Here is a 15407-nt window from a genome sequence, read left to right on the forward strand (position 1 = left end):
TCGAACAGAATTAGCGATTCTAGAACCCTTTGTACTGAGGCTCTTCTTGTTCCAACTGCTGCACGCGCTGCTCGACCTGATCGACGATTTGCTGCGTTTGCGCAGCCGCGTCCGTAAAGAGCTGTTTGGCCTGCTGGTTTTGCGTGCCGATCGCGAATTGCTCCAGGCTCGCTTGAGCGCTTTTGAGCGAAGCGACGGTGGTCTTCACTTGGGATGCTACGGTCATTTAAGCTACGCCTCTTTCTCTTCGGTAATGTTCCCCGCAGAGGGACCTGCGTACTTTGCCCGATTGCGGACCGGTTCACAACTGTAAACATTTGGCGGTCGACCGATTACCGGCCTCATACGGGTAAAAATCCGACCGGTGAGGCATCCTCAACCTATACTGCCCGACATTTGCTTAATCGTAGGAGGCGAACGCCATGGCGAACAATAAGATTAAAAAGCTGACGCCCACCCAGCAAGAGTACCGCCAGCTTGCCTTAAAGCGTCAGCCGGCGCGTCCCGTCGCCTTGAACTGCCTGCGCGCATTTATCGTCGGCGGGCTCATCTGCGCGCTCGGCCAAGGCATTCAGGAAGCGTTCATGCACTTCGCGCATATGTCGCAAAAGGAAGCCGCAGCCCCGACGGTCGCGGTCTTGATCGCGGCCTCGGTCGTGCTGACCGCCGCCGGCGTCTACGACAAGCTCGGGCAATGGGCGGGCGCCGGCTCGGCCGTCCCCGTAACGGGATTCGCGAACGCGATGTCGTCCGCGGCCATCGAGCATCGCAGCGAAGGCCTCGTGCTCGGCACCGGCGCGAATATGTTCAAGCTGGCAGGCTCCGTCATCGTGTTCGGCACCGTGGCTGCTTTCATCATCGCGCTCTTGCGATTTATTTTCGGATACGGAGGATGATTCAATGACGATTCTGAAGGGACATCAGAGCTGGCTGTTCCGCGACAAGCCCGTCCTCCTGTCGTCCGGCACCGTCGTCGGACCGTTCGAGGGACGCGGCCCGCTGAGCCATGACTTCGACATCGTGCACGACGACTCGCTGGTCGGCCAGGACAGCTGGGAGAAGGCGGAGCGCACGTTCCTGGAGGAAGCGGCGAAGATTGCGCTGCAAAAAGCGGGCAAGACCCAGGATCAGATCAGCTTCTATCTAGGCGGAGACCTGATGAACCAGATTACGAGCAGCAGCTATGCCGCCCGTACGCTGGCCATGCCCTACATCGGCATGTTCGGCGCCTGTTCGACTTCAATGGAGAGTCTCGCGACCGCCTCCTATCTCGTCTCCACGGGCGGCGCCAAATATGCGCTCGCCGGCACCGGCAGCCATAATTCGACCGCCGAGAAGCAATTCCGCTATCCGACCGAATACGGTTCGCAGAAGCCGCCTTACGCACAATACACGGTGACCGGCGCCGGAACCGTGCTCGTAGCGGGCGAGGGCGAAGGCCCCCGCGTCGCGGCAGCGACGATCGGCCGTGTCGTCGACATGGGGATCACGGATCCGTTCAACATGGGCGCGGCGATGGCGCCGGCCGCCGTCGATACGATCATCTCGCACTTCCGCGATCTTGGCGTCGGTCCCGATCACTACGATCTCATTGTGACGGGCGACCTGGCGAAGGTCGGCTACGAGCTCGCGACCGACTTGTTCGACAAGCATCGCATTCCGATGCACAAGACGCGTTTTCGCGACTGCGGCATGATGATTTACGACTACGACAAGCAGATGGTCCAGGCAGGCGGCAGCGGCTGCGGATGTTCCGCCGTCGTGACTTACGGCCATTTGCTGAAAAAGCTGAGCGCAGGCGAGCTGCGCCGGATTCTCGTGGTCGCGACGGGGGCGCTCATGTCGCCGCTCGCCCTTCAGCAGAGCGAGTCCATCCCGGGCATCGCGCACGCGGTCGCGCTGGAGGCGCCGGATTCCATTTTGGAGAGAGAGGGTTAACGCCATGCCGATGTGGAGCCAGATCATCTTTCGCTCGCTGGGCGCACTGGTCGTCCTGTTCGTCATGGCCCGACTGCTCGGCAAAAAGCAGATTTCGCAGCTCACTTTTTTTGAATATATACTGGGCATTACGCTTGGGGAACTCGCGGGCTTCATCTCCACCGATATGGAGGCCCATTATTCGCACGGGCTCATTGCGCTCGCCGTCTGGTTTGCGGTGCCCTTCACGCTGGAGTACCTCTCGATGAAGAGCCTCCGGCTGCGCCATCTGCTTGAAGGACGCGGCCGGGTGGTCATTAAAGAGGGCAAGGTGATGGAGGACAATCTAAAGAAGGAACATCTGACGACGGACGAGCTGATGGAGCAGCTGCGCGGCAAAAATGCCTTTAATCTGGCCGATGTGGAATTTGCGGTCATGGAAACGAGCGGAGAGCTCAGCGTGCTGATGAAAAAGGAAAAGCAGCCGCTCACGCCGAGCGATATGAACATGCCGAAGGTGCACGAGGTTGAGCCGCAGATCGTGATCATGGACGGGAAAATGATGAACGAGCCCCTCGCAACCGCGGGACTCAGTCCGGGCTGGCTGGCGACGGAGCTGGAGAAAATCGGCGTTACCGTCGACAATGTGTTTCTTGGGCAAGTGGATGCGTACCAGCAGCTGTACGTCGACCTGTACGACGACAAGCTCCAGGTACCTGCGCCGCAAGGCAAGGCGCTGCTGCTCGCCAATCTGAAGAAGCTGGAAGCGGATCTGGAATTGTACGCAGTATCCACCCAGGACGCTGAAGCCAAAGCCATGTATACGCGCACCTCCGCTTCGCTGGCGCAGGTCATCTCGGACTTGAAGCCGATGCTGCAATGCTGATGCAGAGGGGCTCCAAGCCGATCAATAAACGCGGCTGACGATCTCCTCGAACGCGGGCTCCTCGACGTGCACGTCCGCGATGTCGCCCCACTCGGACAGCAGCCGCAGCACCTCCATAACGCCGATCCGCTCGCGGTTGAAGCTGACCTCCGCCTCCCGTCCCTGTATCTCAACCACGCGAACCTCTTCGGAGGCGGCCTGTCGGCTGCCTCCGATTCGCATGCCCGGCGCAAGACTCGTATCCTGGCCGAACGTCACGCGAACGGTCGTCGGCAGCCCGATCCGCTCCCGGAGCTTATCCAGCCCTCCGTCGTAAAGCAGCTCGCCTCGGCTGATCACGATGACCCGCTTGCACAGTGTCTCGATATCGTCCATGTCGTGCGTCGTGAGCAGGACGGTTTTGCCGAATTGCTCGTTGAGCAGTCTCAGATGGTCCCGAATCTGCCGCTTGGCCGCGGCGTCCATGCCGATCGTCGGTTCGTCCAGCACCAGCAGCTCCGGATCGTGGAGCAGCGCGGCCGCCAGGTCGCCCCGCATCCGCTGCCCGAGCGACAGCCGCCGGACGGGCGTGTCCCAGAAATCCCGCAGCTGCAGCACCTCCTCCAGCTTGGCCAGCTGGCGTTCCTTCTCCGCGGCCCCCAGACGGAACATCGCGGCCAAAATATCGAAGCTGTCCTTCAGCGGCAGATCCCACCATAGCTGGGACCGCTGGCCGAACACGACGCCGATGCGCCTCGCCACGCGCCTCCGGTCTCGCTGCGGGCTCAATCCTACGATCCGGACCTCCCCCGCGCTCGGGTGGAGAATGCCGCAGAGCATCTTGATTGTCGTAGATTTGCCCGCGCCGTTGGGTCCGATGAAGCCGACGAACTCGCCCTCCGAAACCCGCATGTCGAGCGCGTTCACCGCCGTGACGATCTTGCGTTCGCGGGAGAACAGCGTTCGGACTGCCTTGAGCCTGCCCTCCTTGGGCTGCGTCGTCGTAAACGTTTTGCCGAGCCCCTTGGCTTCCAGCATCGTTTTCATGATCATCCCTCCTGAATCAATCTGTCTGAAAATGGTGATGCATCTGAAGAGGTCAGGTGCCCGTACTTTGATACTTCCGAACCCCGACGCGCCACAAGGCGAGCGCAGCCCCAAGGCGAGCGCAGCCCCAAGGGACAGCGCCGCTATGGCCGCGGTCGCCGGGATCGTCCACCATCCCCATTCGGACCGGACGATGAACATGGCGGGCACATAATTGATGAATCCGAACGGAACGACGGTCAGCAGCAGCGTGCGGAGCCAGTCGGGAAACAGGCTTAGCGGCAGTTGGCATGCGGTCGTGGACGCGTTGTCCGTCAGTATGGACAGATCCTCGGTTCGCGTCGTCCAAAATCCGACCGCAGCCGTCGCGAGGCCGACGGCGAACATGATGACGGTGCCGGTGCAGACGATCAGCAGCGTCAACGGGATCGCCGTCCAGCCGGCCGTCCCGTCCCCCAGCAGCTTGCCGAGACAGACGCCCAGCACGGTCAGACTCTGCAGCAGCTCGCCGCCGACCATCCGCGTCCGGGACGTCAGCACCGACAGCAGAAGCGGCATCGGCCGCAGCAGCAATTGATCCAGTTGGCCATTCACGAGGTACGGCTCGAAGTTGTTGACGGCGGAGCCGACGCCCCGATACAAATATTTCGCCGTCATGAGCACGCCGTATAGGTAACCGATCTCCCATATGTTCCAGCCCCGGATCGCGCCGAACGCATGCAGCACGACCGCCAACCCGAGAAATTCGGCGACGGTTACGACCGAAGCGAGCAGCGTCGTCAACAGGAAGCTGACCCGGTATTGCATTCTCGCCCGAACGTTGATCCTGTAGAGCATCCATGAGATGCGCAGCCAGTTCATCCGCCCTGCACCTCCACCTTGCGCCGCACGGCGGACGTCGCCGCGATGCAGGCCAGCGTGAGCAGCAGACACCAGAAGACCGGCGCGAGCAGCCACGTGGGGGCGGCATAGCCGAGGTAGGTGCGGGTGGGAATATCGTTGAACACCGGATAAGGCGACAGCCTGGAGATCGTCTGCAGCCAGCCAGGCATCCACGCGATCGGCATGAGGAAGCCGGATAGCACGAAGCTCAGCGAATAGTTCAGCAGGCTGAACCAGCGGCTCTCCACCGTCCACAGCGCCGTCACGCCGATGCAATACGAGATGCAGATGCCGGTATAGGCCGCCATGACGAGCGCCGCAAGCGTGCGCAGCCAGCGTTCGGGATCAGACGGAACCGGCAATCCGACGAACAGCGCATAGAGAACATATAGCGGCAGCGCGGTGAACAACACGTTATAGAGGATGGAGCCCGCTTCCCGTCCGGCTGAAAATACGAACAAATGCACCGGGCGAATCAGGTCGAGCGCGATCTGGCCGGTCCGGACCCGATCCTCCAGTCCGAGTCCGTGCGAGGTGAACGTCAGCCACAGAATCACCTGATTAAACGAAATGTACGCGACCATCCCCTCCCGGCCGTAGCCCTCCAGCGCGTACTGATCGCCGATGCCCTGCCAGATCGAGATATAGATCATGCCGAATATTACGCTGGCAACCGTGCGCACGGCATGCGACGCCGTATATTGCAGGCGGCTCTCGTAAGCGCTTCTGGCCAACACCCAAAGCACAGTCATTTGGACCCTCTTTTCCGCGTTAAATGTCTCTCCCGGGAAGAGCATTCCAAATGATAACAAATTCAAAAAAAAAGACTAGACTATTCTTTTCCGGCGTGCTAATCTAATATTATAGATGTCGAGGATACATATTTCTTTTCGATCAGCCAACACTGATCCCCCTTACTTTAAATTTGCCTAAAATCCGCCGAGGGCGGTTTTTTTATGTTTTAAAAAGGTAATATGGAGTAGGTCCCTGTTGTGCAGCATGCACGATTCAAGCGGTACGCTCCAATGCCAAGCATGGATTCCGTACGACCTTGAAGCATATCGGCGGTGAGGCGAGGCATAGGATATAGGGGGCTTGGGACCCCCCCGTTCCAAAAAGTGGTTGTCGAAATGTGACATGCCTTGTAAAATCAGTATGGATTGGGGACAGGCATCTGCACCACAACTCATGACGCAAAGGTGGAATTGAGCAAATGACGACAAGTTCGGAGCTTCGTGCACGAGCAAGAACGACTTTGCAAGGCAAATGGACGGAACCGGTGCTGCTGGCGCTGGTGTACTTCATTATTATTACTGTGATTGGGTATCTTGAACAAATCCCGCTGATCGGCTGGGTGGCTTCTCTTGTGCTCACCGGACCGATAGCGCTGGGATTGTACGGGTACTTCCAGGATCTCGTGCGCGAGCGCAATCCAAGCATCGGCGGGTTGTTCAGCGGCTTCAACCGCTTCTCCGAAGCTTTTATCTTGAACTTGCTCGTCGGCATCTTTACGTTCCTCTGGACGCTGCTTTTTATCGTACCGGGCATCATCGCCGCGATTCGCTATTCTCAAGCCTTCTTCATCTTGCGCGACAATCCGGGCATCGGCGGCCTTGAAGCCATCAATCGCAGCAAAGCCATGATGGCCGGCAACAAAGGACGCTACTTCGTCTTCTGCCTGAGCTATCTCGGATGGGCGATTCTCGGCGCGATCCCGCTGGGCATCGGTCTGCTGTGGGTTACGCCGTATTTTCTTACCGGAGTCGCCCACTTTTATGAAGATCTGAATCAATCCAACTACGTAGAGCCGCCCATCCAGCCCGGACTGAACAACTACAAATACTAACAATCGAAGCCTTTCCGCAAAGGGAGACTAAACGATGACATCCGACGATTCGAACAACAATTGGAGCGGGCCGGACCCGACAGATTCCGCGCCGGGCCCGGATGCCGGCACAGCGCCGGATGCCTCGCCGGCTCGGCCGGCGGACAGCGGCGGCGAGGCCGCGGGAGAACGCGCAGCGGGAGAACGCGCAGCGAGCGAACCGGCGCGCGCGCATGAGGGGCAGGACGCCGACGGCGGTTACCGCGCGGCCGAGGAGTCGGCGGCACGCGCGCAGGAGCGGCAAGGAGCCGACCAGGCATGGGCGCGCGATCGACAGGCGGCGGGCGGCGGTTACCGCGCGGGCGATGACCCGGCGCGAGCTTCGCAAGGTTGGCAGCCGGGGCACCCGTCTGCCGGGTACCAGCCGCGTGCCGATCAGCAGCATGCCCAATATGCGGGTCAGCAGCATGCGGGTCATCCGAACGCGCCGCACCAAGGCGGTTATTATCCACCGCCTCCGCCTCATGGCTCCGCATATTCGCAGCATCCGAACCATGAACACCAAACGTACGGCGGCGGACCCTCGAATCCGTATCCTTACCGCCAGCCCGGCTACGAGTATGCCCGCCCGCCACAGTCGCCGCCGGCACGCTCGAATAGCAAATCGATCGCCGCGCTCATCCTCGGCATCGGATCGATCGTCATCCCGTTCATCGGATTCTTCCTGGGCGTCGTCGGCATCATTGTATCCGCGATCTCGCTGAAGGAGATCCGCGTTCGCGGCGAACAGGGCTCCGGCATGGCCGTCGCCGGACTCGTCTGCTCGATCGTGGGCACGGTGCTGTACTTCGTCATCATCTTGCTGATCATCATCTTCGCATTCGCCGCGACGGACAACAACTACGATTACAACAACTTTTCGAACATCATCATGGAAGCATAAAAAAGGCTGTCCTTTCGATCGCGGAATGCGACCGAAAGGAACAGCCTTTTTTACGCGCCTGCGGAGGATATCCTCTCTTATTCTTCGTAAATCTTCGACAGCAGCGGACCGAGCTCGCGAAGCGCTTCGTCCTCGCGCTCGCCGTCGACTTCCAGCGTCACTTCGTCGCCTTTGGCGAGTCCGAGCGAGAGCAAGCCGAGCGAGCTCTTGCCGTTAACCTTTTTGCTCCCCTTTACGAGATTGACCTTGCAGTTGAACTGCGTCGCCGCGTGGACGAAAATCTTCGTCGGACGGGCATGGAAGCCGGACGGATGGATGACAGTAAAGGTTTCGGAAAGCATTAGGCACGACTCCTTTGTTCTACGAATTGTTTGACTTCCTCTTGGGTACCGAGCTGCAGCGCCTCGTCGGCGAGCCGCGCCCATTCTTGCTTGGACAGCATGCCGATCAGCTCGCGGGCCGGCAGCACGGACGATGCGCTCATGCTGAACTCGCCGAGGCCAAGGCCGAGCAGCAGCGGGATCGCCGTGAGATCGCCGGCCATTTCGCCGCACATGCCCGCCCATTTGCCCTCGCGCTCCGCGGCCCGGATGACCATGCGGACAAGACGTAGAATGGACGGGTGATACGGCTGGTACAGGTACGAGACAGCGTCGTTCATGCGGTCCGCCGCCATCGTGTACTGAATCAAATCGTTGGTGCCGATGCTGAAGAAGTCGACTTCCTTGGCCAGATAGTCCGCGTTCAGCGCCGCAGCCGGAATCTCGATCATGATGCCGACCTCGATGTCGGAAGCTACCGCGATGCCTTCGCTCTCCAGCTTGGCTCGCTCCTCGGCCAGAATCGCCTTGGCCTGCCGCAGCTCGCCCGCAACGGCGATCATCGGGAACATAATATTCAGCTTCCCCGCCGTGCTCGCGCGGAGCAGCGCGCGCAGCTGCGTGCGAAACACGTCCTCGCGGCTCAGGCAGAAGCGGACCGCCCGCTGGCCCAGAAACGGATTGCTTTCCTTCGGCAGCGACAGGTACGGCAGCTCCTTGTCGCCGCCGATGTCGAGCGTGCGGATGACGACGCGTTTGCCCTCCATTTTGGCCAGCACATGACGATAGGTCTCGTGCTGTTCTTCTTCGGTCGGAAGCGAATTGCGACCCATGTACAGAAATTCGGTGCGGAACAGCCCGACGCCGTCGGCGCCGTTCTCCAGCGCCTTCGCGACGTCCTCGACGCCTCCGATGTTGGCCGCCAGCTCGACGTGGGCACCGTCAGCCGATATGGAAGGCTCGGACGCCAGCCGCTTCAACTCGGCCACACGCGCGTTGTAGGCCTCCTTTCTCGCCCGATAGTCCGCAAGCTCCTCGTCGCTCGGATCGACGACGATCCGCCCCTCCGTCGCGTCGAGGATGATCGTCGTCCCGTCCGGAACGTCCGCCGCAGCCTTGCCTGCCCCGACGATTGCGGGCAGCTCCAGCGAGCGCGCCATGATCGCGGAATGCGACGTGCGGCTGCCGATCTCGGTGACGAAGCCGCGCACGTAGTCCAGGTCGAGCTGCGCGGTATCGGACGGCGTCAGATCCTGCGCCACGATGATCGTCTCCTCCGCGATGCCGGACAGCGCTGCGTACGGTCTGCCCTTGAGATGGCTCATGACCCGACCGGACACGTCCAGCACATCCGTCGCCCGCTCGCGCAGCATCTCGCTGTCCATGCCGCGCAGCATCTCGACGATCATGCCCGTTACTTCGTGAAGCGCGTATTCGGCGTTTACCGATTCATTGTCGATCTGCTCGAGGACGGCGTCCACGAGATCGGGATCGTCGAGCAGCATCAGATGCGCTTCGAAAATTTCCGCTTTCGCGGCGCCGAGCCTGCGCGCCGTCGATTCGCGGATCGCGTCGATCTCCGTCTTCGCCCGCGCGACGGCGGCGCGGAAGCGCTCCGCCTCCGCGGACGCGTCGGCGACCTCGGCGCGCTCCGGCGTTTCGGCCGCGGTATGCGCGTATCGGAACGCCCTCGCGATGGCGATGCCGGGAGAAGCGGCGATGCCGGTTAACTGTTGGGACATGATGCATCCCTCCTTTTATTCTGAAAAGCGTCTTTGCTTCAGCTTTGGAGCTCGGCTGCCAACGCTTCGAATTGCTTCAATGCCAGCAAGAGCAGCGGGTGCTCCGGCGGCAGGGTCGTGTATTTCGCCAGTGTCGCGCCGGCGCCGCGGTCCGCAAGCGATCGCTGCAGCTCTGCCGACTCCGGGTCGTCCGGGTAGTCGAAGCGCAGTGCCGCGGCCATGACTTTGGCGAGCGCGTCAGGCTCATTGCCCTGCTCCAGCGCCAGCAGCGCGGGACCGACAAGACGGTCGTTCGGCGACAGCTTGCGAATCGGCGAACGGCCGACGCGCGCGATCTCGTCGGTCAGATTCGGATTGCGGAAGCGGCCTAGGATCGTATCGATATAATGGCGATGCGCCTCCGGATCGAAGCCGTGTTTGCGGACAATGACGGCGCCCGTCTCGTCCAGCACCGCGCGTACTTCGCCCACCAGCGCATCGTCGGCCATCGCCTGCTGAATCGTCTCGTACCCCTTCAGGTTGCCGAGATAGGCCGCAGAAGCGTGACCCGTGTTGACGGTGAACAGCTTGCGCTCGATATACGGCGTCAGGTCGTTCACATAATGCACGCCTTCGATGCGTTTGAAATCCGGGAACATAACGGATGCGTCGACCGCCCATTCGTAGAAAGGCTCCACCGTCACCGCGAGGGGATCCTCGTTGTGCTGGATCGGCACGATTCGGTCCACCGCCGCGTTCGGGAAGGCGCAAACGGCGTCGGCCCCGCGACGCGTCTCCTCGTCCAGATGCCCGTACACATGCGCTTTCAGTTGAGCGCTGCCTCCGATTGCGTTTTCGCAAGCGATCAGGTGGAGCGGACCTGCGCCCGCGGCGATACGGCGTTCTATGCCGCGCGCGAGGCCCGGAGCGATATGCTTCAAGATGTTCACGCCGACTGCGGTCGTGACCAGATCGGCTTCGGCCACGGCGGAGGCTACGGCCGCAAGGTCGGTGCCGTCAATCGCCGTCACGCCTGCCACGCGTATCCGCTCCTGCTTGTCGTCAGCCAATGTCACCGTATATTCGCCCCGCTCGCGAAGCGCGTCGACCAGCGTTTTATTTACGTCGGAAAAAACCACCTCGTAGCCCGCGCGCGACAGCAGAAGTCCGATGAAGCCCCGCCCGATGTTGCCTGCGCCGAAGTGCAGAGCCTTCATTCCTCCACACCGCTCTCAAAGATTTCGATCATCTCGGCGGGGGTCTTGGCGGCGAGAATCCGCTCCATGTTCTCGTCGTCCGAGCAGATCATCGCGACGTTCGTCAAAATATCCAGATGGTCGTCGCCGACCGCCGCGATGCCGATGACCAGATGCGCCTTTTCTCCGTCTCCGAAATCGACGCCGGCCGGCAGCTGGACGATCGACAGGCCCGTAGACTTGATGGTGCTCTTGGATTCGCTCGTTCCGTGCGGGATCGCGAGGCCGCCGCCCATGTAGGTGGACAGCGAATTCTCGCGTTCGATCATGCTGTCGACGTAAGCCGGCTCTACGTGGCCCGCCTCGACCAGCAGTTGGCCGGCCAGACGGATCGCTTCGTATTTGTCGCCGACGGTTGCGTTCAGTTTCACTTTGTTTGCGGACAGGATGCTCATATCGGTCACTCGCTTTCGGTTTTAGTTAAGAAAAAGCTTCTCAGATGCGTCGTCATTCGCTCGCGGATCGCCGTCTCGTCGCCGGCCTCGAGCAGCGCGATCGTCTCCTCGTCGAGCAGCATCGCGCTGATCTCGCTCAGCACCTCAAGCCGCTCCCGCGCCAGCGCGCGGGGCGCCAGCATGAGGAGGAAGCGCGACAACCGAACGGGCGAACCGTCTTGCTCTCGCTCCGGCAGCTGCACCGCCCGGCGAAGCCGGTACAGCTTGAGGGTGGAGGTCTTGATCTCGGGCGCCCGCGTATGAAAGAGCGCAAGGCCCGTGCCCGGGATCATCTGGCTGCCCTGTTCCTCCCGCCCCAGCAGCCTGTCGCGTACGGCGGCCGCTTCGCTCAGCAGGCCGAGCGCTTCCTCCCGCCGGCAAGCGTCGTCCAGCGCCGCGTACAGGTCGCCTGCCTCGTCGCCCAGCTCGATCACCCTGAACCCGCCCACAAGCGACACGATCTCGTCGAGCGTCGTCTTCAGGCGCTGCAGCCGGGCGAGGCCGTCTGCCGAAGAGGCCGGCTCGACCGCCGCTCCATTCCGGACGGCGGCCGGCTTAGGCTCCCACGGCGCCTCGCGAACGAACGCCCGCAGCCGGTCGGCTTCCCCCTGCGTGAGCAGGGGGCTCACCTTGATGTAATGCCTGGGGTCGATCGGAAGATCGATCGTTGAGATGATCAGATCGTACGTGTCCTCGTCGATCCGGGCCGCCTCGTACCAGGATACCCGGTCCGCGATCTCGATCTGCGGAAGTTCCTTGCGGATGCGCATCTGCAGCAGCTTGGAGGAGCCTATGCCGCTCGTGCATACGAGTATCGCGCGTACGTTCCGCCGGAGCTGCTTGAGCCGCTCTTGGGACGCGCCGAAATGCATGACCAAAAAGCCGACTTCCTCGTCCGGCACCTCCAGTTGGGGCAGCGCTGCGCAAGCCGCCTCCCTGACGGCCGCGAACAGCACGCCGTAATCCCGGCGAATCTGCTCCAGCAGCGGATTGCGGATGCGCTGTCCCTCGCCGAGCCGCTGCACCGCCTGCTTCAAGTGCTCGAACAAGCCGTCCCGCAGCGACCGGTCCTCGTCGTAATCGATGCCCGTCGACGTTTGCACGGACCGGATCAGCCGGCGGACCGTGTCCGCAAGCGCCAGATCGTCGCCGGGCAGCAGCGCGAGATCTTTGCCGCGGGCATCCTGGAGCAGCTCGGCGACATAAGCCGTTTCGGCCGGGCCGATCTCGACGCCAGGCCGTGCCGAGAGCTGCTCCGCCAGCTGCGCGGCTTCCGCCGCGGCCCGTTCGGACGCTTGCCGGTCCTGCGGCGGCGGATGATACGGGATCGGGGCATTAGCCACCGTCCTGCCTTGCCGGACGCGATGCAGCGAGATGGACAGGCGGATGAGCAGGTCCGTGTAGATCGGTTCGTTGAGGCTGCCGGCCCAGCGGCGCTCCAGACTCCACAGCGCGCTCTCGACATCGGCCATGTCTGTACGTCCGGCCAGCTGGAACAGCACGCGGTCGAGCGGATGCGACGGCGGTTCGCCCCGGCTCGCGATCAGCTCGGCATCGTCGAGGCGCAGCCGGATGAGCTGCCGGATCGCTTCCCGCAGCTCCGCCTCTCCGCCTGCGAGCTCCACGCCGTAGCCTCTGCGACGTATAAGCCGCACGCCGAAGCGCTCCACCCACTCGGCCAGCTCCTCCAGGTCGCTGCCGATCGTCTGCACCGTCACCTTCAGCTCGTGCGCCAGCGCGAATTGCTTGACAGGCTCCCGTTCCTGAAGAAGCAGGCACAGCAGGTAAATCTGGCGCTCGTCCGGGGAGAACTCGGCCTCCTCAGCCGCGGATACGATGCCGCCAAGGCGCTCTAGCGCAGCCGGGTCGCCCTGCAGGGCGATGCCCGAGCCGGATTTTTTCACCAGCGATACCGGCTGGCCTGCCAGCAGCTCCTCGACCGCGGCAAGCTCGCGGTGTACGGTGCGCGAGCTGACCTGGAGCCCCGCGGCAAGCTCGGCGGCCGTCATCTCCCGCCCGCTGCGCAGCAGCAGCTCGAGGATCAGCCTGGTTCGGTTGGACACGCTCATGAACGGATCATTCCTGTCTATCCAAAATGGGCTGAACGCCGGCGATAGGCTCGCCAGCGTCAGTCAATTCGATATGCGCGGCGGATGCGGCCGTCAGGCCGCTCCGTTCCGGAAGAGCGATGCGGATCAAGCGAGCCTGTCTACAAGGACGTCGTACGCCGGGCTTTTAAGGAAGTTGTCGATCGAGATATGCTCGGCATTCGGCGCCTTTTGTCTGGCGCGGTCGGTGAGCGTCTTATGCGTGATGACGATGTCCGCGTCGTCCGGAATGTCGCTGATAGCCGTATTAATGACTGTAATGTCCGATCCTGCAGCCTTCATTTTCTTACGAAGGATCGAGGCGCCCATGGCGCTCGATCCCATGCCGGCGTCGCAGGAGAAAACGATCTTGCGCACGTTCTCCTTATCCTTAACCGCATGGGCCGACGTTTGCAGACCTGCGTCGACGAACGCCGTGTCGGGTGTCGAGGTCCGCGATCCTGCCGCAGCCGAGACGCCTGCGACCGGAGCCGCAGCGTTTGCTGCCGCAGCCGCCGCGGCGGGCGTGCCCGCAGCCTTCATCGCCTTCACGCGGCTTTGCGCTTCCTCGATATCCTCGTCCTGCGCGTTCTTCTTCGACGTTTTCAGCAGCAGCGCCGAGACGGCGAAGGACACGATGCCCGCAGTGAGCACGCCGCTTAGCACCGGCAGCAGGCCGCCCTTCGGCGCCATTGCGATATAGGCGAAGATGCTGCCCGGAGAAGGCGGAGCGACCAGGCCCGCGCCGAAGATCGAGAAGGTGAACGTACCGGTCACGCCGCCGGCGATGACAGCCAGAATCAGGCGCGGATTCATGAGGATGTAAGGGAAGTAGATCTCATGGATGCCGCCGAAGAAGTGGATGATCGCAGCGCCCGAAGCCGACTGGCGGGCGGAGCCGCGTCCGACGAACATGTAGGCGAGCAGGACGCCGATGCCCGGGCCCGGATTCGATTCGAGCATGAACAGAATCGACTTGCCCGTGCGCGACGCTTCGTCGAGCGCGATGGGACTCAGCACGCCGTGGTTGATCGCGTTGTTGAGGAACAAAATCTTTGCCGGCTCGATGAGGACGTTCGCCAGCGGGATCAGGTTGTGATTCACCAGAAACTCCACGCCGTCCGACAGCCAGCTCGTCAATTGCTCGATGACCGGGCCGATGCCCGAATACGCGAGCAGCGTCAGGGCCGCGCCGATGATGCCGAGCGAGAAGTTGTTGACCAGCATCTCGAAGCCCGCTTTGATCTTGCCTTCCACGGATTTGTCGAACTGCTTGAGCACCCATGCGGCGAGCGGACCGCAGATCATCGCCCCGAGGAACATCGGGATGTCGGTGCCGACGATGATGCCCATCGTCATGAGCGCGCCGATGACGCCGCCACGCGTCTTGTGCACCATGGTGCCGCCGGTGTATCCGATCAGAATCGGAAGCAGGTACTTGATGATCGGATCGACGAGCTTCGCAAGCTCCGAATTCGGCGCCCACCCGGTCGGTATGAATAATGCGGTGATGATGCCCCATGCAATGAACGCCCCGATGTTCGGCATGACCATGCCGCTCAGGAATCGTCCGAATTTCTGGACGCCTACTCGTATGCCACCGCTAGAAGCAGAACGCTGTGCATGCTCCATTTCGGTTCCTCCTTGAATTAACCGCTTTCTTTTCGCGGGATTCCGCTGCGGTCGATATGCGTTTATCGTACTGCGCGCACCTTTTGGCAGCAACAGAAGGATACTGCGATTTTGTCAATCATACTGTTGACAGCATTTGATGAATTTATGAGCCGACAGCCGGCGGCGCGGGTTCTGGCGCGTGTTCCGAGGGAATAAAAAGACGCCAGGGAAGATCTCCCTGACGGTGGTCAAATGTGTGGAACGCCGATCGACGACTTCTCCGACTGTCGCTTCGATGGGTTGGCCCGGTCGCCGCCCGCATCGCCCTTTCGCTGCAAGACCTGCAAATATACATCTTTTTTGGCCGAAGACGCTCTTTTGGATAGGATAGATGCCAAAACGCATTTATTTTCCGCTGTTAGCCCCATTTCCGACCTATGTTTCGAATTTACCTGCACATTCGCATGCTTTCATCAATCGTCCGCGGGGTGGCAGA

14 protein-coding genes are annotated in these 15407 nt (G+C 61.6%); 5 read left to right on the forward strand and 9 right to left on the reverse strand.

The window, feature by feature from the left end:
- Window positions 1-19: 19 nt before the first annotated feature.
- A complete protein-coding gene (locus tag KB449_RS28365) occupies window positions 20-226 on the reverse strand; it encodes a DUF1657 domain-containing protein (protein ID WP_090117637.1) in 207 nt (68 codons plus the stop codon).
- Between the two features lie 196 nt (window positions 227-422).
- On the opposite strand from KB449_RS28365, the gene spoVAC reads away from it, so the two are divergent.
- From spoVAC to KB449_RS28380, 3 genes are read left to right on the forward strand one after another with little or no spacing between them, the layout of a single operon-like run.
- Window positions 423-896: a stage V sporulation protein AC gene (spoVAC, locus tag KB449_RS28370; protein WP_282911563.1), complete on the forward strand. Its 474-nt coding sequence runs from the start codon at window positions 423-425 to the stop codon at window positions 894-896.
- Window positions 897-906: 10 nt separating this feature from the next.
- The gene (spoVAD, locus tag KB449_RS28375) at window positions 907-1938 is read left to right on the forward strand and encodes a stage V sporulation protein AD (RefSeq protein WP_282912927.1); all 1032 of its coding nucleotides are present in this window, start codon (window positions 907-909) and stop codon (window positions 1936-1938) included.
- Window positions 1939-1942: 4 nt separating this feature from the next.
- On the forward strand, window positions 1943-2803 hold the full coding sequence (locus KB449_RS28380; RefSeq protein ID WP_282911564.1) for a DUF421 domain-containing protein: 861 nt from the start codon (window positions 1943-1945) through the stop codon (window positions 2801-2803).
- Between the two features lie 21 nt (window positions 2804-2824).
- Here KB449_RS28380 and KB449_RS36610 read toward each other — a convergent pair whose 3' ends face one another.
- Window positions 2825-4690, reverse strand: a complete 1866-nt coding sequence (locus KB449_RS36610) for an ATP-binding cassette domain-containing protein (RefSeq protein WP_350356247.1) — start codon at window positions 4688-4690, stop codon at window positions 2825-2827.
- Window positions 4687-5463: an ABC transporter permease gene (locus KB449_RS28395; protein ID WP_282911565.1), complete on the reverse strand. Its 777-nt coding sequence runs from the start codon at window positions 5461-5463 to the stop codon at window positions 4687-4689. The genes KB449_RS36610 and KB449_RS28395 overlap by 4 nt, the downstream gene beginning before the upstream one ends.
- 461 nt (window positions 5464-5924) lie before the next feature.
- On the opposite strand from KB449_RS28395, the gene KB449_RS28400 reads away from it, so the two are divergent.
- On the forward strand, window positions 5925-6557 hold the full coding sequence (locus KB449_RS28400; RefSeq protein ID WP_282911566.1) for a DUF975 family protein: 633 nt from the start codon (window positions 5925-5927) through the stop codon (window positions 6555-6557).
- 34 nt (window positions 6558-6591) lie between these two features.
- Window positions 6592-7479: a DUF4190 domain-containing protein gene (locus KB449_RS28405; protein ID WP_282911567.1), complete on the forward strand. Its 888-nt coding sequence runs from the start codon at window positions 6592-6594 to the stop codon at window positions 7477-7479.
- A 77-nt stretch (window positions 7480-7556) separates the two neighbouring features.
- Here the strand turns inward: KB449_RS28405 and KB449_RS28410 are convergent, their stop codons facing one another.
- The 6 genes from KB449_RS28410 to KB449_RS28435 all read right to left on the reverse strand — a co-directional run bounded on the left by KB449_RS28410 (window position 7557) and on the right by KB449_RS28435 (window position 14929).
- Entirely contained in the window at window positions 7557-7820 is a 264-nt protein-coding gene (locus KB449_RS28410; RefSeq protein WP_282911568.1) for an HPr family phosphocarrier protein, read from the reverse strand.
- Window positions 7820-9541 carry a phosphoenolpyruvate--protein phosphotransferase gene (ptsP, locus tag KB449_RS28415; protein WP_282911569.1) on the reverse strand — a complete coding sequence of 574 codons (1722 nt, stop codon included), beginning with the start codon at window positions 9539-9541 and terminating at the stop codon, window positions 7820-7822. Before ptsP ends, KB449_RS28410 begins: the two co-directional genes overlap by 1 nt.
- Window positions 9542-9579: 38 nt before the next feature.
- Window positions 9580-10737, reverse strand: coding sequence for a mannitol-1-phosphate 5-dehydrogenase (locus KB449_RS28420; RefSeq protein WP_282911570.1), 1158 nt, complete (start codon window positions 10735-10737; stop codon window positions 9580-9582).
- Complete coding sequence (locus tag KB449_RS28425) at window positions 10734-11171, reverse strand: PTS mannitol transporter subunit IIA (RefSeq protein ID WP_282911571.1); 438 nt, start codon at window positions 11169-11171, stop codon at window positions 10734-10736. The genes KB449_RS28420 and KB449_RS28425 overlap by 4 nt, the downstream gene beginning before the upstream one ends.
- 5 nt (window positions 11172-11176) lie before the next feature.
- A complete protein-coding gene (locus KB449_RS28430; RefSeq protein ID WP_282911572.1) occupies window positions 11177-13279 on the reverse strand; it encodes a BglG family transcription antiterminator in 2103 nt (700 codons plus the stop codon).
- A gap of 126 nt (window positions 13280-13405) precedes the next feature.
- Window positions 13406-14929, reverse strand: a complete 1524-nt coding sequence (locus tag KB449_RS28435; protein WP_282911573.1) for a PTS mannitol transporter subunit IIBC — start codon at window positions 14927-14929, stop codon at window positions 13406-13408.
- Window positions 14930-15407 lie beyond the last annotated feature (478 nt).

Origin of the sequence: Cohnella hashimotonis, from assembly GCF_030014955.1 — a bacterium.
GTDB classification, from domain to species: Bacteria; Bacillota; Bacilli; order Paenibacillales; family Paenibacillaceae; genus Cohnella; species Cohnella hashimotonis.